This window comes from Curtobacterium sp. SP.BCo, assembly GCF_051903265.1.
GTDB lineage: Bacteria > Actinomycetota > Actinomycetes > Actinomycetales > Microbacteriaceae > Curtobacterium.
In genome coordinates, this window is record NZ_CP194337.1 from 3,670,928 (window position 1) to 3,690,450 (window position 19,523).

Sequence of the window (19,523 nt, forward strand, 5' to 3'; positions counted from 1 at the left end):
GGCCGACTGTACACAGGTCACCTCGATGAGGCAATACGTATTTGCCTCTGTCATGATGAGGGAGTCGAAGGAGAGCAGATGGCGAGCCGAAAGCGCACGGAAGCGTCGCACCGCGTCACGATGAAGGACGTCGCGCGGCATGCCGGCGTCTCCCAGCCGACGGTGTCGTTCGTGCTGAACGACCGGCGGGACGTCTCCATCGCCGCGGACACCCGCGCCCGTGTGCTCGAGTCGGCGAAGGAACTCAACTTCCAACCGAACCGGGCCGCACAGTCCCTGCGCTCCAACCGCTCCTACACGGTCGGGGTGATCGCGGACCGGCTCGTCTCCCAGCCGTACGCCGGTCACATCGTGCTCGGCGTGCAGCAGGCGGTGCAGGAAGCCGGGTACGTCTGCTTCGTCGTGGAGACCGCACAGACGTCCGACGGCGGCCGGGCGGCCGTGGCGAACCTCGTGCAGCAGGGCGTCGCCGGCCTGATCTACGCCGCCCCCGGCCCCGAGGACGTCACGCCGGTCGCCGGCGTCGACGACGTCCCGACCGTCTTCGTGAACTGCTTCCCGCCGGACGGCGCCCCGGCCGTCACCGTGCTGGCCGACGAGTACCAGGGCGGGTACGACGTCGCCGCCGCCGTGTTCGCCGCCGGACACACCGACGTCGCGTTCCTCGGCGGCCCGGAGGACGACTACGCCTGCCGGGAGCGCAAGCGCGGGTTCGACGAGGCAGCAGCCGGCGCGGGGATCCCGTCCGATGCGGTCCCCGTTCGGTTCGGCACCTACCAGGTCGGCTCCGGGTACGACCTCGCGATGGAGTTCCTCGCCGAGGACCCACCGACCGCCCTCGTCTGCGGGAACGACCGCATGGCCGTCGGTGCCCTGATGGCCGCGCAGTCGCTCGGGCTGCGCTGCCCCGAGGACATCAGCATCGTCGGCTTCGACGACCAGCCGGACCTCGCCGACCAGATGCACCCGCCTCTGACCACGGTCGCACTCCCCCACCAGCAGATGGGCTTCGACGCCGGATCACTCCTGCTCGCGGCGATCCACGAGCCCGGTCGCCACCTCGTGCCGTGCGAGTACGTCCCCCGCAGTTCCCTGTCCACGCCGCGAACCACCCTCGACCCGCAGGAGTCCGAGTGACCGCCGAACCGAGCACCCACTTCCGCCCGACGAACGGCTTCGTGGGCGACGTCATCCCGTTCGAGCACGACGGCCGCGCGTGGTTGTACCACCTGCTCGACGAACGACCGAAGGCGGCACCCGTCGACCGCCCGACCGGCATGCCCTGGGCCGCGGTGTCGACGACCGACTTCGTCACCTTCGAGGACCACGGCGTCGTGCTGCCCTCGGGTGGCCCGGACGCCAGCGACTTCGACTGCTACACCGGGAGCGTGGTCCGCGACGACGCCGGACTGCTGCACCTGTTCAGCAGCGGCCACAACCCGCGCATCACCACGGACACCGCCCTCGGGCGGAAGGACGTGCAGGTCGTCTGCCACGCGACCTCCGACGGCGACCTCACCACCTGGACGAAGCACCCCGAGTGGGACCTGCCGGCGCTGCCGGGCTACGCGCCCGAGGACTGGCGGGACCCGTTCGTCTTCCGCCCGTCGCCCGACCGGCCGTGGCAGATGCTGCTCGCCACGCGGCGGCCGGACGAGCCGTACCGCCGCTCCGGGGTCGTCGCTCGTCTCGAGTCGGACGACCTGGTCACCTGGCGCGACGCCGACCCGCTCTGGGCACCGCACCGGTTCATCGCCCACGAGTGCCCGGACGTCTTCCGGTGGGGCGACTGGTGGTACCTCGTGTACTCCGAGTTCTCGGACGCGTTCTGCACCCGGTACCGCATCGCCAGGTCGCCGGACGGCCCCTGGCTCGCCCCCGCCGACGACACCGTCGACGGTCGGGCGTTCTACGCCGCGAAGACCGTCGCGCTCGGTGCGGACCGGTTCTTCGTCGGCTGGATCGCCACGAAGGAGGGTGAGCGCGACGCCGGCGCGTGGCAGTGGGCCGGCACCATGGCGACCCTCCAGGCCCACCAGCGACCGGACGGTTCGTTGCGCTTCGACCTCCCCCGGACCCTCACTGCGGCGTACGCGAACGAGGTCGACGTCGCGGCCGACCTCGCACCCCGCAACGGCGCAGCGCCCACGGTCGGCAGCGGCGCGACGAGCCGGTACTCGGCCTGGGTCGGACCCGCGTTGCCCATCGAGGCGCTCGTCACCGTCGAGGTCGACCTCGCAGCGGACACCCGGGCGTTCGGCGTGCTGCTGCGCACCAGCGACGACGCCGAAGCGGGCTACGCGCTCCGCCTCGAACCAGCTCGCGACCGACTCGTCCTGGACCGGTGGCCGCGTGGGACGACCGGCGGTGAGCAGTGGCAGATCCTCGGGGACGTGCCGCACGCGGTCGAGCTCGAACGCCCCGTCCCGCTCGCCCCGGGTCGGCACCGCATCGACGTGCACCTCGACGGCGACGTCTGCGTCGCCGTCGTCGACGGCTCCGTCGCGCTGAGCACACGCCTCTACGACCGCCCCAGCGGTCGGCTGGCGCTGTTCGCGCAGGACGGCGCGTTCACGCTGGAGCGCGCCACCATCAGCACGCGCTGACGGGCTCCGCACCGACGGACGGGAGGCGCGGTGCCAGCTGGCACCGCGCCTCCCGTCCGTCTGCTGGCTGGCTGGCTAGTGCTTCTCCTCCAGCGAGAGCGCGACGCCGAGGGCCATGAAGGTGGGCGCCCAGTGGCCGATGAAGATGCCCCACCGGTCGGCCTGGGCCTTGCTGTCGGCCTTCTTGCCGCGGGAGACCGACCAGCTGAGCAGCGACAGACCGATGGAGGCGAACGCACCGATGTAGGCGTAGTCGCTCTTCACTCCGACGCTGGCGAGGTACTTGATGGGGTTCACGAGCTGTCCTTCGTCGAGGGCACACGGGGGTGTGTGCTGAGGAGGATGCTGCTCCCCGCCGCGTGTGTGACGTCGCAGGGATGCGCAGTTCGACCAGGCATCGTCAGTCGCGACCGGCGAGGCGGCGCCGGCGGGCGATGACGGCCGTGCCGATGCCGGCCAGGAGCAATCCGCCCGCGACGCCGAGCGGCATGGTCGGATCGCTGCCGGTGAAGGCGAGTTCGCCGGTCGGGGTGGTGCCACCGGCCGCCGTGGCCGTGGGTGTCGTGTCGGTGACCGGCGAGGTCGCAGGGACGGACGGCGTCGGTGTGGGCGACGGGGAGGCGGTCGGCTGGACGGTGATGACCACGGTCTGGGTGTCGTTCGGCGCGGTGCCGTTGGACGCGGTGATCGTGACGGTCGAGGATCCCGGCGTCGTGGGAGTGCCGGAGATGACACCGGTGGTCCCGTCGATCGTCAGGCCGGCGGGCAGTCCGGTGGCGGTGTAGGTCGGGGTCGGGGTCCCGGTGGAGGTCACCGTGTGGGAGTAGGGCGTCCCGGCCGTGGCCGTGGTGGGAGCGCCCGAGGTGATGACCGGCGCGGTCGTCTCGGAGGGCGTCCCCGGAGCGGGGCAGCCGGTGGACGCGGTGATGGTGTTCGTGTCGAGCGTCACGGCACCGGTGCGGGCGAGCAGGCGCCCCTGCACGGTTGCGCCGGTCGTGGCCGTCACGGACTCCTGCGCGAGGACGGTGCCCTGGAACTGGGCGCCGGTGCCGACGGAGGCCGAGCTACCGACCTGCCAGAACACGTTGCACGAGCTCGCCCCACCGGTGATCGTGATCTGGCTGGCGGACCCGATCGTGAGCGTCGATGCGGCCTGGAACACCCACACGGAGTCCGCGCTGCCGGCCAGGGTCAGTGCGCCGTTGTCCGCCAGTGCCAACGCACCACCGGAGTACACGCCGGGCGAGAGCGAGAGCCCGTTCAGTTCGGTGAGGCCGGACTGCGTCGGGGACAATGACGCAGCGACGTCGTACGCCGTCGTCGTGTCGCGCTGGGCCTGTGCCGCTGCGGCGTCGGTCTGGTGCGTCGTGCCGGTGACCGAGCCGTTCGGGGCACCACCGAAGCCGGTGATCGACGTCCCCGGCGACAGCCCGAGGTCGCCGTTGACGACGGAAGGACCGGTGTTCGTGACCGCGCTCGCGCCGAGGACGCCGTAGGTCGCGGCGGTGCCGAGGTTCACCGGGCCGTCGATGACGGTCGCTGCCGAGGCTGCCGAGGTCGTCATGACCGACAACGAGGCTGCGAGACCGATGCCGGTCAGGGCGATGATCGTGGGTCGGAGGAAACGGGACGTGGCCATGGCGGCCCCTGTCTGGTCGGGAGAGGCACTTGGTTGCACGTCGACGACGCGGGAACGTTCTCCGGTCATCGCAGTCTGCGCTGGGTCGGCTGGCGGCGGGCACAGCATCCGAGAATCCGTCCGGAGTGGACGTCTCAGGGGACGGTGGAGTCTGGTGCGGCGGAGCGGAGACCCCGGTCACGACGAGCACGACACCCCGGACGTCACGGTGCGCTCCCGTCGCCAGCGACAGCCGGGTCGGTCGGGTGCGCCTCGATGAACGCATCGATCGGCGCCCACGTCGCGGCTGGGTTCTCCAGGTGCGGGAGGTGTCCGGCTGCGGGGACGACAGCGAGCTCGGCGGTCGGGATCGCCGCGGCGACGGCTCGTCCGTAGGCCGGTGTGACGACACGGTCGCTCGCGCCGAAGAGGACCAGCACCGGGACCTCGAGCTCGCCGAGTCGGGCGAGGAGGTCGGGATCGCTCATCGAACGGCCGGCGATCGCGGCCATCGTCCTCCCGTTGGACTGCTGCACTGCTCGCTGTTCGTCGGTGAGCGACGCCGGGTCGATGAAGCCGCGGTCGGGATCGTGCCACGCGGCCTCCGCGAGCTGCCGCGGGCGCAGGGAGAAGAAATCGGCGATGGGCTCCCCGTCGACGACCGCCCCGACCCCGTCGACGTCGATGACCGCTCCGATGATCCCGGCGTATCGTTCGTCGGTCCGGGCTCGGATCGCCATCTCGAGCGCGATCCACCCGCCGATCGACGATCCGACGACGAGGACGCCCCGCGACCCCTCGGCGCGCAGGCGATCCAGGTAGGCAACTGCGAGCGCCGGGATCGAGTCGATGTCGTCGGGCCGGTCGGTCCCGTCCCAGCCCGAGTGCGTCGGCGCCTGCACGGTGAACGTCGACGCGAGGTGCGCGACGATCGGCGCGACGGTCCGCGGACCGCCGCCACCGTGCAGGACGAGTGCGAGAGGACGTGTGGGGGTCATGACGATTCATATCTCAACATGTTTATTTAAGCCTGTTGATACAGTACCACCATGACGACGGACCTCGAGGCGCTCGGGCAGGCGATCAAACGAGCGCAGTACCGCAACCACCGGGCGATGGACGCAGCACTGCGCCCCGTCGGGGTCTCGCTGGTGCAGTGGGACGCACTGCGAGCCATCGCCCGCATGCCACACGCCTCGGGCCACGACCTCGCCGTCGCCACGTTCCAGAGCGACCAGTCCTTCGGCACCCTCGCGGCGCGACTCAGCGACGCCGGACACATCACCCGGGTGGCCGGTCGCGGCCGACGCCTGGAGCACTCCCTGACACCGAGCGGGGAAGCCGCCCTGCGGGCCGGTCACGAGATCGCTGCCGACGTCCTGGAGGACCTGTTCGCCCCGCTCGCAGAAGCCGACCGACACAACCTCGCCGAGGTCCTCGCCGCGCTCCTGCACGACGAGTCGGCGAACCCTGACGCGGCCGGACGCTGACGGGCCTCGATCACCTTCGAACAAGTTCGACGCATCAGTAGACGACTGGTCTAATACGGGTGTACCGTGGCGACATGCCCACGACGGAGACCGACACCCGGCAGCACATCCTCGACACCGCGCAAGCCCTGATGGCCCGCAAGGGCTACACGGCGGTCGGCCTCACCGAGGTGCTGTCGGAGGCCGGCGTGCCGAAGGGGTCGTTCTACTACTACTTCTCGTCGAAGGAGCACTTCGGCGAGGAGCTGATGAAGTCCTACTTCGCCGACTACCTCGCCACCATGCGCCGTATCGCCGGAGACACCAGCAAGACCGGCGCCGAACAGCTCGAGGAGTACTGGCGGCGCTTCACCGATCTGCAGTCCTACAACGACTGCCAGGGCAAGTGCCTGGTCGTGAAGCTCGCCACCGAGGTGTCCGACCTCTCCGAGCCGATGCGACTGCAGCTGCTCGAGGGCACGACCAGGATCATCGACCACCTCGAGCAGATGATCGCCACCGGCAGACAGGACGGTTCCGTCGGAGCACCGGAGGAGCCGCGGGTCCTCGCCGAGGAGCTCTACGACGCCTGGCTCGGCGCCAGCACCATGGCGAAGATCCGGCGCGCCCCCGATCCCCTGCATCGCGCGCTCGAGCTGACGAGGACGCGCCTGCACATCTGACCCACCGGGCTCCGGCCCGGTTTTCCTTCCACCATCACTAGACGACTGGTCTACTAGCAAGGAGCACACCATGACAGAAGACATCTTCTTCCTCGACGCGAGCGAGCTGGCCGCCCGCATCCGGTCCGGCGCACTCACCTCGGTGCAGGTCGTGCAGGCGCACCTCGACCGCATCCAGGCGGTCGACCCGAAGATCAACGCGATCGTCACCCTCAACGACCACGCCCTCGCCGAGGCGCAGGCCGCCGACGACGCACTCGCCGCCGGCGAACCGGTCGGGCCGCTGCACGGTGTGCCGTTCACCGTGAAGGACTCCATCGACACCGCTCGGGTCCTCACGCAGCGAGGCTCCCCCGTCTTCGCCGGGCGCACACCCGACGAGGACGCGGTCGCCGTCGCCCGCATGAAGGCCGCGGGCGGCATCGTCCTCGCCAAGACGAACCTCCCAGAGTTCTCCTACTCCACCGAGAGCAACAACTTGCTCTCGGGTCGGACGAACAACCCGTGGAACCTCGACCGCACCTCGGGCGGGTCCAGCGGCGGTGAGTCCGCCGCGATCGCGGCCGGTCTCAGCCCGATCGGCCTCGGCACCGACCTCGCGATCTCGGTCCGCGGCCCGGCATCCCACACCGGCATCGCCGCGATCAAGCCGACCCACGGCCGGATCCCGATGACGGGCGTCTGGCCGCGGGTCCCCCGTCGCGACTGGCACGTCGGCCCGATGGCCCGCACGATCCGCGACCTCGAGCTCGGCTACCAGATCATGCGCGGACCGGACGGCCAGGACGGCTTCGCGATCGCCCCGAACACGGTCGACACCGGTAAGGCCGACGCGGCCCCCGAGCAGCTGCGCGTGGCGTGGTTCACCGACTCCGGTCTCGGCCCCGTCGACCCCCAGGTCGCCGACACCGTCCGCCAGGCAGCGGAAGCACTGCGGGCCGCAGGTGTCCACGTCGAGGAGATCGACATCCCGACCCTGCACCACGACAACCCCCTGGCGCTGTTCAACAAGCAGCACGTCATGGAACTCAAGCCCGCGATGGCCGAAGCCACCAAGGGCCACGAGGGCCAGCGGTTCACGATGTCGAAGACCATGCTCGCCACCCCCGACACCTCCGTCGAGGACTACGTCGCCGCCGAGCAGGGCTTCGAGCGCATCCGCGACGCCTACGCCGAGGTGTTCACCGAGTTCGACGCCGTCCTGCTGCCCGTCCTGCCGATCCCGGCACACGAACACGACATGACCGAGTTCGTCATCGACGGACAGACCGTCGACGCCACCCACATCCAGACCTTCACCGTCCAGTTCAACATCACCGGCATGCCCGCCCTGTCGATGCGGTTCGGCACCAGCTCCGACGGCCTCCCGATCGGCGTCCAGATCGCCGGACCGTGGCACGCCGAGTCCACCGTCTTCGCCGTCGCGTCACTGCTCGAGTCCGTCAGCCCGGTCCGCGACCAGCACCCCGAGATCTAGGAGCACCACACCATGACCACCACGACCACGGTGACTGGCGAGTACGTCAACCGGAGCCGCACCATCAGCGGATCCGGCACCTACACCGACGTCCCCGCCATCGATCACGGCACCTACATCAGCGGCATCGCACCGGACAGCCACGTCGGGCGGTACGTGCAGTCCTCCCCGCGACGGGCGCCGGGACGAACCAGCACCGGCAGCATCCGGCTCGCACGATCCCTCCTCGCCCACCACTGATCGAGCGCCGTGCCAACCCGGGCCGCGCCAGCCGTTCCACCGGCGGCGCGGCCCTCCGCGCGGACGTCCAGTAGGGTCCCACCGTGCTCGAGTTCCCCCTGCTCACCGAACGGTTCGCGATGACCCCGCTCGGCACCGCCGACCGGACTGCCTTCACCGCGTACCGCCGCGACCCCGACGTCGCCCGGTTCCAGTCCTGGACCCCGGACTGGTCCGACGCGGACACCGATGCCCTCATCGCCGACCAGCCGACGGAGCTGCGCGCGCAGTCCGGCGCGTGGCTCCAGCTGGCAGTCCACGACCGGGCCGCCACGAGACTCGTCGGGGACGTGGCCGTCCACGCCCTCGCCGATCAGCCCGACACCTACGAGCTCGGCGTGACCCTCGCGCCGTCCTCCCAGGGGGTCGGAGCCGGCCAGGAGACACTCGGTCACCTCGTCGACGCCCTCTTCCGTGCACAGGGCGCCCACCGTGTCACCGCGACCACCGACGCCCGCAACACCGCCGCGGCTCGCCTGTTCCAGCGACTCGGCTTCCGACACGAGGGCCGGGCCGTGGACGCCGACTGGTTCAAGGACGAGTGGACGACCCTCGACACCTGGGCGGTGCTGCGCGACGAGCACGACCGACGGAGCATGCCGGGGATCCGCCTCCGGGACGCCGTGGAAGCGGACCACGACGCCCTCGTCGCGGTGTGGCGACGGGCCGTCGACGCGACGCACCACTTCCTCGCCGAACGCGACCGGGACGTGATCGAGGCACTCCTGCCCAGGCAGTACCTCCCCGCTGTGACGCTGATCATCGCCGAGGCGAACGGTCGGCCCGTCGGGTTCGCCGGTGTGCACGGCGGCGCGCTGGAGATGCTCTTCGTCGACCCCGCCCACCATGGTTCCGGCATCGGGTCGGCGCTCCTCGCGGCAGCTGTCCGGGACCACGCGGTCACCCGGGTCGACGTCAACGAGCAGAACACCAGCGCCGCGGACTTCTACGCGCACCGAGGGTTCGAGGTCGTCGGGCGGAGCAGCACCGACGATGCCGGCAGGCCGTACCCGATCCTGCACCTGGAACTGCGCCACCGCTGAACGCGCAGCAATGCTCGATGCTCCGACCACGTTGACTCGGAGGGAGTGAAACACTACCGTTCAGGCAATGAGTGGTGCCATGGTGTTCGCGCTGACCATCGAGCTCGGGGCCGCGGTCCTCGTGACCTGGCTGACGTGGAGCGCTGCCGCCGGGAAGTCGGGCCGGAACGACCTCGCCGGCGTCCGCACACGCGTCACGATGTCCAGCGAGGCCGCATGGCGGACTGGACACCGCGCGGCCCTGCGTCCGACGCTCGTCAGCGGGTTGCTCGTCGTCGCGTGGTGCCTGGCGAGCATCGTCGTCACGCCGCTGCGGACCCCGGCTTCGGTACTCGTGGCGGCGATCGTCCTCCTCAGCGGTGCGCTTCTCTCCATCCCGACCGCGCATCGCGCGGTCCGCCGGACCGCATCCGACCATCGAGGCTGAGCCGAATCCCACCGTTCCGAGCGCTCGGACCGGAGGCGCGGCGTCAGCTGGCACCGCGCCTCCAGTCCGTCAGGACCGCACCGTGAGCGGGCGCGGCCCGCGACCGAGCAGGACGCCTAGGAGAAGACCTGCTGGAAGGTGGTGACGACCCGCGCGATCCCGAGCACGATCCCGAGGACGGTGACCGCGATGCCGATCCAGAGCGGCCACATTGGCCGACCGGGCGCCACCTTCCGGACGACCACGTACCGGCCGATGAGGTAGAGGATCGGCGCGAGGAGGAACGTCCAACCCCACGAGAATGGGCGCACCACCCCCCGACGCTGCAGCGCGCGATGGTCAAAGAACGCGAGCACGACCTCAGCGGCGTAGAGCAGGACACTGACGACCTGCAGCACGAAGTACTGGGGCGTGTAGATCGAACTCGGGTCCACCGTCCGGACGCCGCCCGGTTCGAGCGTGGTGTACCGGAACTCCGGGTTGTACAGGAGCGAGATCGGCAACGCGATGAGCGGGAGCAGCGCGAGGACCCAGACGAACACCGTGTCGGTGGGCACGTCGTCAGGGACCCGCGGGCGGCCCGTCTGCACGGTCGGCCCGTCGACGTGCTGCGTCCACTGCCCACCGTCCCACCACCGGGTGCCGTGTTGTCCGGACGGGTCCGGGTACCAGCCAGGGGGTGTCGTGGGCATCGGGGCTCCTCGTGATCCGCGGGAGCGGCGAGCCCCCGGCTCCGACCGTAGGGCAGGGCGGATGAGACGGCCGCCTCTCGGACATGACAAATCGTTCAGTTTGGTCGGCACCATGCGAGACCGCGGCTTGGACGGGCTGCCAACGCGCGTCGCTGCGAAGCGTCAGGCGCACGGCGTTGACTACGCCCATGATCCCCAAGAGCGACATCCACCAGATCGAGGGTGCGACGGTCCGTGACCGCGACGGCGCGACGGTCGGCAAGGTGACACAGGTGTTCCCCTCCGACGAGGACGGCAGCGCCGCCTACGTCAGCGTCGCGTTCGGAGTGCTCGGGAGGCGCCAGGCACTCGTCCCGGTCGAGGACGCCACCCTCGACGGCACCGACCTGCGCGTCGGGTACACGAAGGACGCCATCACGGACGCACCGTCCCTCGGGTCCGGGCACACGCTGTCCCCCGCCGAGGCGAACACCGTCCGCAAGCACTTCGGGCTCTCCGCCGTCGGCGCAGCGACCGGTGACATGGGCGACCCGGACGAGAACCTCGACCAGGCCGGGACGGGTCCTGCCGGCGCGGACGACACCGAGGGCGCGGGGACGACGCCGCCGGCATGAGCGGAGGCGCTGCGGAAGCGGACCGCGTCGCGTCGCGTCGCGGCGAGCCACCTCGTCGGTCTGTCGACAGACTGGGTCCCATGCAGCCCACGCCGAAAGCCGACGTCACCGCAGCGCTCATCGACCTCACCGGGCGAGGCGAGCACCCCATCGTCGTCACCGCCGACGGTGACCGCATCACGGGGACGTGGTCGACGAACCTGTCCGGGCAGCCCGCCGGCGACGGAGGGATGACACTCTTCGGCAACGCCACCTGGAACTGGCACGTCACCCTCCTCGACGGTGGTGTCTACAAGGCGTCGATGAGTTCGAGGAACTGGCCGACCGACGGCGGCTTCTTCACCTTCAGGTCGTCGTGGGTCGCCGACCCGATGAAGCGGGTCCTCGCCGACCACGGCTGGCAGCGCCGGAAGAACCCGCTCGCCCGCGCCTGGGGCGCGCTCACCGGCCGGCGGTGAGCGGCGCGTCGCACAACGCTGCCCGGGTCGTCGGACGGGAGGCGCGGTGCCAACTGGTACCGCGCCTCCCGTCCGTCACTCAGCGGCCCGCTGGCTCGTCGACGTCGTCGACGTCACGCCAGTTCCCGATCACCGGGAACTCGGTCACCCGCAGCCGGGCGGCACCGTACGGCACGAGCCGCAGGTCGTCATCGGGCCCGTGGTCGAGCACCGGACTCGCTGGTGGGATCTCCGCCTGCGCACCAGCCATCCGCCACTCGGTCGCCCGCGCTCCCGGAGCGTGCAGCACGACCGCTGCGCTCTTCCGGTCCCGCAGCGACCACGGCGCAGCGGGCACGACACCGCGGGTGACCCGCCACTCGGAGGCGTCGCGCACGTCCGACAGTGCCCAGTTCCAGGACCCGCGCGCGTGCACCTCCCACTCGCCGAGACCGGGTGCGCCGTCGTGCGAAACCCACCGTTCGCCGGGCGAGTAGACCATCGTCAGCGGGCCGAGTCGCACCGCTGCCGCCTGGCGTTCGCGTCGGACCACCCGAGCTCGCATCGGCAGTACCAGGACCACGTCTCCGGCTGACGACCAGTCGTGCGACAGCGTCACGTACCCGTCGACGGCGGAGTCCAGTGCGACTGCTACACCCCCGACGGTCAGGGTCGCTTCGGTCGCCCACGACGGGATCCGGACCCGCAGCGCGAACGGCTCGGTCCGCTCGGTCGTCACTCGGATCGTCACGGTCTCGTCGAAGGGGTACTCGGTGTCCACGGTGATCGACACCGGGTCGTCCGCGACGGACGTCGAGACCGCGGATGGTGCGTACGCGACCACCCGCAGCCCGTCGTCGTCGCGCAGCCAGAGGTGCGACACGAACTTCGGCCACCCCTGGTGCAGGTTCGCCGTGCAGCAGCCGAAGTGCGGCTCGAGGCCGAAGATGCCGGCGTCGTCGGACGAGAAGCTCCACTCCCGCCGGGCGACGGACACCTCGACCTGGTTCGCCTGCTGGTGGTACTGGTGGCCGCGCATCTCCGGGTCGCTTGACGCCGGAAGGAGGTTGTACGCCAGGGTCTCGAGTCGATCGCCGTCGACCCCGCGCCCGTACACCTGCGCGTGCACCGCCTCGGTGAACATCATCTCGACGACCTGGCAGGTCTCGATGCCGGCCGTTGCCTCGCGACCGCCGAGCCACTCGTCACCCGAGAACCAGCCGTTCGCCTGGCCGTGCCAGCGGTCGAGGTTCCCGAACGACGACTCCGTCCGGCGAGCGTGCCCGTCGACGTCGTGGTCCCGCAGTGCGTCGACGGCTCCGGTCTTCAGGCCCATCGCCACGTTCGGTCCGTGGGTCCGGTGCGAGAACGTCCGCGCGGGCCCCGTGATGAGGTCGTTCGCCAGGTAGTCATCCCAACGGATCGTCTGGGCCGCCAGCAGGTCGACGAGCTCGAGCAGCCAGGCATCCCCGGTCCGCTCGTACAGCCACCAGACGGACAGTGCGTTGTCGGCGCCGCGGGCACGGCCCCAGGACGTCAGCGGGCGTCCCGGGAGGGCACCCAGCTGGTGTCGGAAGTAGCGTTCGAGGAAAGGTACGACGCGGGCATCATCCGTCGCGTCGGCGTGCTGCGTGAGCACCTTGAGGGCGACCATCCGGGGCCACCAGTCGTCGTTGCCGGTCGGTCCGAAGAAGCCGTCCTCGCGTTGCGATCCGAGGATCCACTCGATCCAGGGCGTCGCGAGTTCGAGCAGCCGCTGGTCCTGCAGCACGTGCGCGAGCGGCACCAGGCCGTCGAGGTAGTACGGCCCGCGCTCCCAGTTCTCGCCCGGTCCGCCGCGCCAGCCGCTGTCCGGGCCGACGTCGGGCCAGAGTGCCTCGAGCTGCCCGGTGATGTTGTCGGCCTGCAGCCGGAGCTGGTCCAGCAGCCAGCCGCCGGGTGTGATGCTGCCGAGCGGCAAGGGCCGGTGGGGCCGACCACCGGGGACGGCAGCGTCGGCGTGGGTGCCGGTGGTCGGGGTGTCCGTGATGGTCATTTGATGGATCCTCCGATGAGACCTCTGGTGTAGTACCGCTGCAGTGCGAGGAACAGCACGACCACCGGCACGGTCGCCACGCAGGCGACGGCGGTGAGGAGTCCCGGGTCGATCACCGGCACACCGGGGATCTTGAAGGACGTGCTGATGCTCGACAGCGCGAGCGGAAGGGTGTACTTGCTGTCGGTCGACAGGAACGTGACCGAGCTGAGCAGGTCGTTCCAGCCGGCCATGAAGCCGAACAGTGCGGTCGTGACGAGCCCCGGCCACGCGAGCGGCAGCATCACCGAGCGCAGGATCCGTCCGGTGCCGGCGCCGTCGATGGCCGCCGCGTCCTCGAGCTCCGGGGGGATGCCGTCGAACGTGTTCCGCATGACGAAGACCGAGAACGGCAGCTGGAGCGTCACGAGCACCAGCACCACCCCGGCGAGCGAGTCGAGCAGTCCGAGCTTGCCGAGCACGATCGACAGCGGCGTGAGCAGGCCCTGGAACGGCACGACGAGCGGAGCGAGCAGGAGCACGAACACGATCGTCGAGCCGCGGAACCGGATCTTCGACAGCGCGTACGCGGCGAGCGTCGACACGATCGCGACGAGCACGGCGACCGAGATCGCGACCACGAACGAGTTGACGATGTTCTGCCGCAGGTCGACCGACGGGTCGAACACCTTCGTGTAGTTCCGGAGCGTCAGCGTCGCGATCGACTCGAACCCGATCCCCCGGGCGTCGGCGTCCGCCGGCAGGAACGACCGGAACAGGATGTACAGGACCGGCGCGATGAAGAGCAGTGCCAGGACCGTGCCGACGAGGACGTACGCGACGCTGCTCGCATGCACCCGACGACGTCGCGGCGGGGTGACGCCCGGCAGGTCGGTCCGGCCCGGAGCACCCGGCGAGTCCGGCCTGGAGGCGCGGCTCGCGTCGCGTCGGGACGCTGCGGTCGTCCGTCTGGTCACGTCGGTCGCACTCATCGCTCGTCCTCCTGTCCGGTGGAGCGCAGGGCCCGGAGCTGGACGATCGCGATGACGAGGATGATCACGGTCAGGATCATCGACAGGGCGGCGCCGTAGCCGAGGTCGTAGCGGACGAACGACTGCTGGTACGTGTACATCACGGTCGTCGTGGTCGAGCCGCTCGGACCGCCCTTGGTCAGGACGTAGAACTGGTCGAACACCAGGATCGAGCCGGACACTGCGAGCAGCAGGCACAGCGCGAACTGGCGCCGGACGAGCGGGAAGACCACTGAGCCCTCGCGACGCCACCACCCGGCGCCGTCGATCTTCGCCGCCTCGATCACCTCGGTCGGCACGGCCTGCATGCCCGCCATCAGCAGGATCATCGCGACACCCATCGACTTCCACACCGTCAGGACGACGACCGCCCAGAACGCCGTGTCGGGCGACGTGAACCAGGCCGTGTCGCCGTTCGTCAGGCCGACCGAACGCAGCAGGACGTTGATCACGCCGGTTCCCGGCACGAGGAGCACGTTCGCCATGTACGCCGCGGCGGTGAACCCGATCACGACGGGCATGAAGAACGCCGTCCGGACGAAGGAGACGAGTCGGCCCTCACCGCGGACCATCGTCGCGGCGGCGTAGCTCGCGGCCATCCCGAGCGGCACCGACACCACCGTGAAGAGCAGCGAGAAGCCGAGTGAGCGCCAGAACGCGGTGTCCTGGAACGCCTGCGCGTAGTTCGCGATGCCGGCGGCGCTGACCTTACCGAGCAGCGGCCAGTTCGAGAACGAGATCCCGACGAGCAGCACCATCGGCACGACGAAGAACACGACCGCGAGGACGAGCGCTGGCGCCACGAGCACCCACGCGAGCGTCTGGCGACGACGGCTCGCGGAGTGCGGACGGGAGCGCTTCGCCCCGTCCGCGACCCCGGCGAGCGCCGAGGAGGTGACGGCTGTCACTGCCCGACCTGGCTGTACGCCTGCTCGATGAGCGAGTTCGCCTGCTTCTCGGCGCTGGCCAATGCGGTCTTCGCGTCGGCGCCCTGGAAGATGACCTTCTGGGACTGCTGCGCCCACGGGCCGTTCGGGTCGTTGATGACCGCGTTGTACGCGATGCTCTTCGGGAGCTTGCCGATCGCGAGCGTGTCGACGATGTCCTTCGACCACTCGTCCGTCGCCAGGCTCTTCGCCACCGTGAGGTCCGGCGCGATCCAACCCTGCGAGAGGTCGATCTCGGCGGCCTTCTTCGAGCTGACGAGCCACTTCATGAGAGACCACGCGCCGTCGGCGTTCTTCGCGCCCGCGGTCATGCCGATCTCGTCACCACCGAGGAACGAGCCGGAGCCGCCGTCGACGCCGGGGATCCCGACCGCGCTGCCGAAGTCAGCCTTCTTCGCAGTGAGGGTGTTCGCGCCGCCGAAGATGATGCCGACCTTGCCGTTCAGGGCGTTCTCCTGCCCCACGTTGCCCGGGTCCTGGTTCGGCTGGTCGGTCTTCTGCATGAGTCCGGACTTCCACATGTCCTGGTACCAGTCGACCATCCCGACGAGGTTGTCACTCGTGAACTCCGCCTTCTGGCTCTTGCCCGCCGCAGTCAGGACGCTGCCGCTCTTCGCCCACGAGCTCGGGAACCCGGTCCACGCCTGGCCGACGCCGCCGAGGGTCGAGAACCCGGTGACCCCGCCACCGAGCGCCTGGATCTTCTCCGCCGCGGCCTTCACCTCTGCGAGGGACGTCGGCGGCTTGGTCGGGTCGAGGCCCGCCTTGGTGAACAGTGCCTTGTTCCAGAACATCTGCGACCCGGTGAGGGCCACGGGCAGGGCGTAGTTCTTGCCGTCGAGCGTGCCGATCTCGACACCGGCCGGCGCGAGGTCACCCTTGTTCGACAGGCTCTTCACCTTGTCGGTGACGTCGGCCAGCAACCCCTGGGTCGCGAGCAGCGGGGTGTTGACGATGTCGTAGCTGACGAGGTCCGGGACCGATCCCGCACGGGCGGAGTTCGCGAGCTTCGTGAGGTACTGGTCGGCCTGGATCGTGGAGAGCTTGACCTGCACGTCCGGGTTCGCCTTCTCGTAGGCCTTCACCTGGTCGGTCAGGTCGACGCCTCCGTCGCGCTGCCAGAGCGTCACCGTGCCCTTCGCGGCGCCGCCCCCGCTGTCGGCCGTCCCGCTCGAGGAGCACCCGGCCAACCCGAGTGCTGCGATCGTCAGTGCGGCTGCCGCGATCGCGGACCGCCGGATCGTGGATGTCTTCATCGTCATCTCCCGCTGTGCAGCTCGCCGCATCGTTGCGGCAATGTTTGCTGTATTTGCCGAAGGTAGAACGGGACGAAAGCCGTGTCAATGCTTGACGTCCGAATCGTGATGCGGCAATGTTTGCCGAGTGCCGTACGCTCGCATCGCAAGGAGGACGCCGTGGTCAACCGCCGTGAGGTGACGCTCGCCGACGTCGCCGCCCAGACCGGCGTCTCCGTCGGCACGGTCTCCAAGGTCCTCAACGGCCGCGGGCAGATCGCCGAGGGGACGCGGCAACGCGTCGCTGCAGCGGCGACCGAGCTGGGACTGAGCGTGCGCGCCGAGACGCGAGCCGCGCCTCCAGGCCGGTCCTTCCTGGTCGGGGTGCTCTCCACCGACGCCTACGGACGGTTCACCATCCCGATCCTCACCGGAGCCGAGGACACCTTCGGGCCCGGCGAGGTGTCGATGCTGCTCGCCGAGAGCCGTGGCGACCCGATCCGCGAGGCGCACTACGTGCAGACGTTCCTGAACCAGCGCGTCGACGGCATCGTCGTGACCGGTCGCTCCAGCGACCCGCGGCCCTCGATCACCGGACTGCTCGGGGTGCCCGCGGTCTACGCACTCTCGCCGTCCCTCGACCCGTCCGACGTCTCGATCGTGCCGGGCGACGAAGCCGGTGCCGCACGCGCCATCGACCACCTGATCGGCTCCGGCCGTCGCTCCATCGCGGTCATCTCGGGCGCGCGGCGGCACACTGCGAGCTCGCACCGTGTCGAGAGCGCGAAGCGCGCGATCGCCGCCGCGGGGGCCACGCTCGCCGGTGGCGACGCCCTGTACGGCGAGTGGAGCGAGCGGTGGGGGTACGAAGCCGCCACGCGACTGCTCGGCACCGAGTTCGACGGGGTGTTCTGCACGAGCGACCAGATCGCCCGGGGCGTCGTCGACTGCCTGCGCGAAGCGGGGACCGCGGTGCCGACGCAGGTCGGGGTCGTCGGGGTCGACAACTGGAGCGTCATCACCGATGCGGCGCGGCCCTCGATCACGTCGGTCGACCTCAACCTGCGCGAAGTCGGGCGGCAGGCGGCTGACCTGCTCATGCGGAAGATCGCCGGGGAGGTCGTCGAGGGCGGGGTCCGGACGGCGGAGTGCTTCCTGGTGCCGCGGCAGTCGACGTGAGCGTGCCGGGCTCGTTGGCCGCGGTGCTCGCTGCTGCTGGCCTGCCGACCGATGGGCACTACGAGGCGAAGGGTGGGTGGGTCAGTCGGGCGTGGGTCGGGGACGACTTCGTGGTGCGGACGGGTCCGCTTGCTGCCGCGGGGGCCTATGAGCACGAGGCTTCCGTCGTGGCGCTGCTCGAGGGGACGGACGTGCCGCACGCTCGGCACATCGCGCACGGGACGTCGGCCGAGGGTGCGTGGTACGTGTCCTCCCGGCTGCCGGGGCGGACGCTGCACGATGCGTGGCCGACCGCTTCGGTCGCCGAGCGTCGATCGATCATTCACTCACTCGGGGAGGCGTTGCGGGCACTCCACCGCGTGCCGGCCCCTGCTGGGCTGATGCCGCCGTGGCTTCGAGAGGCCCTGGCCGGAGGGTCGTGGCCGGCGTACCACCCGCCGATTGTTGGTGCGGCGATGGCGCTCGTCGAGGATGCCGGATCGTCCGCTTCTGTCCGCTCTTGGGTTTCCTCACACTTGCCGCTGTTCGACGCCGATCCGCACGTGCTCGTCCACGGGGACCTGCACGGGTCGAACATCATGGTCGACGACGGGAAGGTCACGGGGTTGATCGACTTCGCCGAGGCCGTGGCACAGCCGGCGGACGTCGAGCTCGACACGATCCTGCGGTGGTGTGCACGGCCGGAGGAGTTCCCGCCGACGCCGTCGTCGCGGGGGCTCGATGTGGCGTCGTTGGCTCCGGTGCGGGGGTGGTTGGAGGTGGCCTACCCCTCGCTGTTCGCGCGTCCGACCCTTGGTTCGCGACTCGCGTTCTACGACCTGTGGGTGGAGTTGGCGATCTTCGGGCACCATCCGGACGCGGCGGTGCGGGCGGTAGCGGAGGGGCGGATCCGGCGAACGGTCAACGGGTCAGTTCCTGCTTGATGAGTGCGGTGGCGATCTTGTCGGCGGCGTGAGGTGGTTTTGCGAGGGCGTGGACGACGGCGGTGACTCCGTCGGCTTCTGCTATCACCGCACCGGCCGCTCGTACCTCGCCGTTGATCCAGGTCGTCGCACCCTCGCGCTGCCAGCTCACGCGCCGCGCTGCCGGGGCGTCGTCCGCGAGGCCCCATTCGGCGTAGCGGCAGAGGTCCTCGAAGGTCGACCACACGCCACCGGCTGCGGCGTACGGCGAGCCGGTCAGTGCCCACGGCGTGATGGTCTTCCCGAACATCAGCTTCGGGAGCACACGCCGGTCCGGATCGGGATCGATCGTCGCGGTGCCGATGCTCGCCGGCTGGAGGACGTACTCGCGGACGGCTTCGAACCAGTCGCCGTGCACATGGTCGAGCACCTCACCGAGGAGCGCGTAGCCGAGGTTCGAGTACACATACTCGCCGCGGGGCGCGACCGGGACCACCGCCGCGTGGTCGAGCGATTGGCCGACCGTGGCGCGGTAGGGGTCGCCGAGCGGATTGTCGCCCATGCCACTCGGGAGGCGTGGGAGGCCGGATGTGTGGTGGACGAGGTCGGTGATCGTGATGCGCTTGTCGGGGAGCTGCGGGAGGAAGTCAGCGACGGGACGGTCGGCGTCGAGCGTCAGGTAGGCCGTGGTGCCGACGAGGCCCTTCGTGATGCTGCCCCACTCGACGAGGGAGCCCGTCAAGTACGGCCCCCGGGCGTCCCGCACCGATCGCCAACCCCCACTCGTCCGGATGCTGGCGCGCCACCGTCCCGATGTCTTCCGCGGATTTCGCATGGCCACCCCTTTCCCGATAGCTGCCAGATGCAGAA

21 protein-coding genes are annotated in these 19,523 nt (G+C 70.2%); 12 read left to right on the top strand and 9 right to left on the bottom strand.

What is annotated here, in order from left to right; all coding sequences use genetic code 11:
• Window positions 1–78 precede the first annotated feature (78 nt).
• Window positions 79–1,137 carry a LacI family DNA-binding transcriptional regulator gene (locus ACRQ4B_RS17435; RefSeq protein WP_439692651.1) on the top strand — a complete coding sequence of 353 codons (1,059 nt, stop codon included), beginning with the start codon at window positions 79–81 and terminating at the stop codon, window positions 1,135–1,137.
• A complete protein-coding gene (locus ACRQ4B_RS17440) occupies window positions 1,134–2,606 on the top strand; it encodes a GH32 C-terminal domain-containing protein (RefSeq protein WP_439692652.1) in 1,473 nt (490 codons plus the stop codon). The genes ACRQ4B_RS17435 and ACRQ4B_RS17440 overlap by 4 nt, the downstream gene beginning before the upstream one ends.
• A gap of 75 nt (window positions 2,607–2,681) precedes the next feature.
• On the opposite strand, the gene ACRQ4B_RS17445 is transcribed toward ACRQ4B_RS17440, so the two are convergent.
• From ACRQ4B_RS17445 to ACRQ4B_RS17455, 3 genes are all read right to left on the bottom strand, one after another.
• The gene (locus tag ACRQ4B_RS17445) at window positions 2,682–2,903 is read right to left on the bottom strand and encodes a hypothetical protein (protein WP_222121941.1); all 222 of its coding nucleotides are present in this window, start codon (window positions 2,901–2,903) and stop codon (window positions 2,682–2,684) included.
• 103 nt (window positions 2,904–3,006) lie between these two features.
• Window positions 3,007–4,245, bottom strand: a complete 1,239-nt coding sequence (locus ACRQ4B_RS17450) for an ice-binding family protein (RefSeq protein ID WP_439692653.1) — start codon at window positions 4,243–4,245, stop codon at window positions 3,007–3,009.
• A gap of 203 nt (window positions 4,246–4,448) precedes the next feature.
• On the bottom strand, window positions 4,449–5,222 hold the full coding sequence (locus ACRQ4B_RS17455; RefSeq protein WP_439692654.1) for an alpha/beta fold hydrolase: 774 nt from the start codon (window positions 5,220–5,222) through the stop codon (window positions 4,449–4,451).
• Window positions 5,223–5,273: 51 nt separating this feature from the next.
• Between ACRQ4B_RS17455 and ACRQ4B_RS17460 the strand changes: the two genes are divergently transcribed.
• The 6 genes from ACRQ4B_RS17460 (at window position 5,274) to ACRQ4B_RS17485 (ending at window position 9,602) form a co-directional block, all read left to right on the top strand.
• Window positions 5,274–5,714, top strand: coding sequence for a MarR family winged helix-turn-helix transcriptional regulator (locus ACRQ4B_RS17460; RefSeq protein ID WP_439692655.1), 441 nt, complete (start codon window positions 5,274–5,276; stop codon window positions 5,712–5,714).
• Window positions 5,715–5,788: 74 nt separating this feature from the next.
• Entirely contained in the window at window positions 5,789–6,376 is a 588-nt protein-coding gene (locus ACRQ4B_RS17465; RefSeq protein WP_439692656.1) for a TetR/AcrR family transcriptional regulator, read from the top strand.
• Between the two features lie 70 nt (window positions 6,377–6,446).
• Window positions 6,447–7,853 carry an amidase gene (locus ACRQ4B_RS17470; protein WP_439692657.1) on the top strand — a complete coding sequence of 469 codons (1,407 nt, stop codon included), beginning with the start codon at window positions 6,447–6,449 and terminating at the stop codon, window positions 7,851–7,853.
• Window positions 7,854–7,865: 12 nt separating this feature from the next.
• Entirely contained in the window at window positions 7,866–8,093 is a 228-nt protein-coding gene (locus ACRQ4B_RS17475; protein ID WP_439692658.1) for a hypothetical protein, read from the top strand.
• An 83-nt stretch (window positions 8,094–8,176) separates the two neighbouring features.
• A complete protein-coding gene (locus ACRQ4B_RS17480; protein WP_439692659.1) occupies window positions 8,177–9,175 on the top strand; it encodes an acetyltransferase in 999 nt (332 codons plus the stop codon).
• Window positions 9,176–9,242: 67 nt separating this feature from the next.
• A complete protein-coding gene (locus tag ACRQ4B_RS17485) occupies window positions 9,243–9,602 on the top strand; it encodes an SdpI family protein (protein ID WP_439692660.1) in 360 nt (119 codons plus the stop codon).
• A gap of 116 nt (window positions 9,603–9,718) precedes the next feature.
• On the opposite strand, the gene ACRQ4B_RS17490 is transcribed toward ACRQ4B_RS17485, so the two are convergent.
• The gene (locus ACRQ4B_RS17490; RefSeq protein ID WP_439692661.1) at window positions 9,719–10,294 is read right to left on the bottom strand and encodes a DUF2510 domain-containing protein; all 576 of its coding nucleotides are present in this window, start codon (window positions 10,292–10,294) and stop codon (window positions 9,719–9,721) included.
• Between the two features lie 188 nt (window positions 10,295–10,482).
• Here ACRQ4B_RS17490 and ACRQ4B_RS17495 point away from each other — a divergent pair, with 188 nt between their 5' ends.
• Window positions 10,483–10,908, top strand: a complete 426-nt coding sequence (locus tag ACRQ4B_RS17495) for a PRC-barrel domain-containing protein (protein WP_439692662.1) — start codon at window positions 10,483–10,485, stop codon at window positions 10,906–10,908.
• Between the two features lie 80 nt (window positions 10,909–10,988).
• Window positions 10,989–11,366 (top strand): hypothetical protein, encoded by a 378-nt coding sequence (locus tag ACRQ4B_RS17500; RefSeq protein WP_439692663.1) that lies wholly within the window; start codon window positions 10,989–10,991, stop codon window positions 11,364–11,366.
• A gap of 79 nt (window positions 11,367–11,445) precedes the next feature.
• Here the strand turns inward: ACRQ4B_RS17500 and ACRQ4B_RS17505 are convergent, their stop codons facing one another.
• From ACRQ4B_RS17505 to ACRQ4B_RS17520, 4 genes are read right to left on the bottom strand one after another with little or no spacing between them, the layout of a single operon-like run.
• On the bottom strand, window positions 11,446–13,380 hold the full coding sequence (locus ACRQ4B_RS17505; RefSeq protein WP_439692664.1) for a beta-L-arabinofuranosidase domain-containing protein: 1,935 nt from the start codon (window positions 13,378–13,380) through the stop codon (window positions 11,446–11,448).
• Window positions 13,377–14,351, bottom strand: coding sequence for a carbohydrate ABC transporter permease (locus tag ACRQ4B_RS17510; RefSeq protein ID WP_439692665.1), 975 nt, complete (start codon window positions 14,349–14,351; stop codon window positions 13,377–13,379). Before ACRQ4B_RS17510 ends, ACRQ4B_RS17505 begins: the two co-directional genes overlap by 4 nt.
• On the bottom strand, window positions 14,348–15,298 hold the full coding sequence (locus tag ACRQ4B_RS17515; protein ID WP_439692666.1) for a carbohydrate ABC transporter permease: 951 nt from the start codon (window positions 15,296–15,298) through the stop codon (window positions 14,348–14,350). The genes ACRQ4B_RS17510 and ACRQ4B_RS17515 overlap by 4 nt, the downstream gene beginning before the upstream one ends.
• Window positions 15,295–16,593 carry an ABC transporter substrate-binding protein gene (locus ACRQ4B_RS17520; protein ID WP_439692667.1) on the bottom strand — a complete coding sequence of 433 codons (1,299 nt, stop codon included), beginning with the start codon at window positions 16,591–16,593 and terminating at the stop codon, window positions 15,295–15,297. The genes ACRQ4B_RS17515 and ACRQ4B_RS17520 overlap by 4 nt, the downstream gene beginning before the upstream one ends.
• 159 nt (window positions 16,594–16,752) lie before the next feature.
• On the opposite strand from ACRQ4B_RS17520, the gene ACRQ4B_RS17525 reads away from it, so the two are divergent.
• On the top strand, window positions 16,753–17,751 hold the full coding sequence (locus ACRQ4B_RS17525; protein ID WP_439692668.1) for a LacI family DNA-binding transcriptional regulator: 999 nt from the start codon (window positions 16,753–16,755) through the stop codon (window positions 17,749–17,751).
• Window positions 17,748–18,674 carry a phosphotransferase family protein gene (locus ACRQ4B_RS17530; protein ID WP_439692669.1) on the top strand — a complete coding sequence of 309 codons (927 nt, stop codon included), beginning with the start codon at window positions 17,748–17,750 and terminating at the stop codon, window positions 18,672–18,674. The genes ACRQ4B_RS17525 and ACRQ4B_RS17530 overlap by 4 nt, the downstream gene beginning before the upstream one ends.
• On the opposite strand, the gene ACRQ4B_RS17535 is transcribed toward ACRQ4B_RS17530, so the two are convergent.
• The gene (locus ACRQ4B_RS17535; RefSeq protein ID WP_439692670.1) at window positions 18,652–19,488 is read right to left on the bottom strand and encodes a serine hydrolase domain-containing protein; all 837 of its coding nucleotides are present in this window, start codon (window positions 19,486–19,488) and stop codon (window positions 18,652–18,654) included. The genes ACRQ4B_RS17530 and ACRQ4B_RS17535 overlap by 23 nt on opposite strands.
• Window positions 19,489–19,523: the final 35 nt, after the last annotated feature.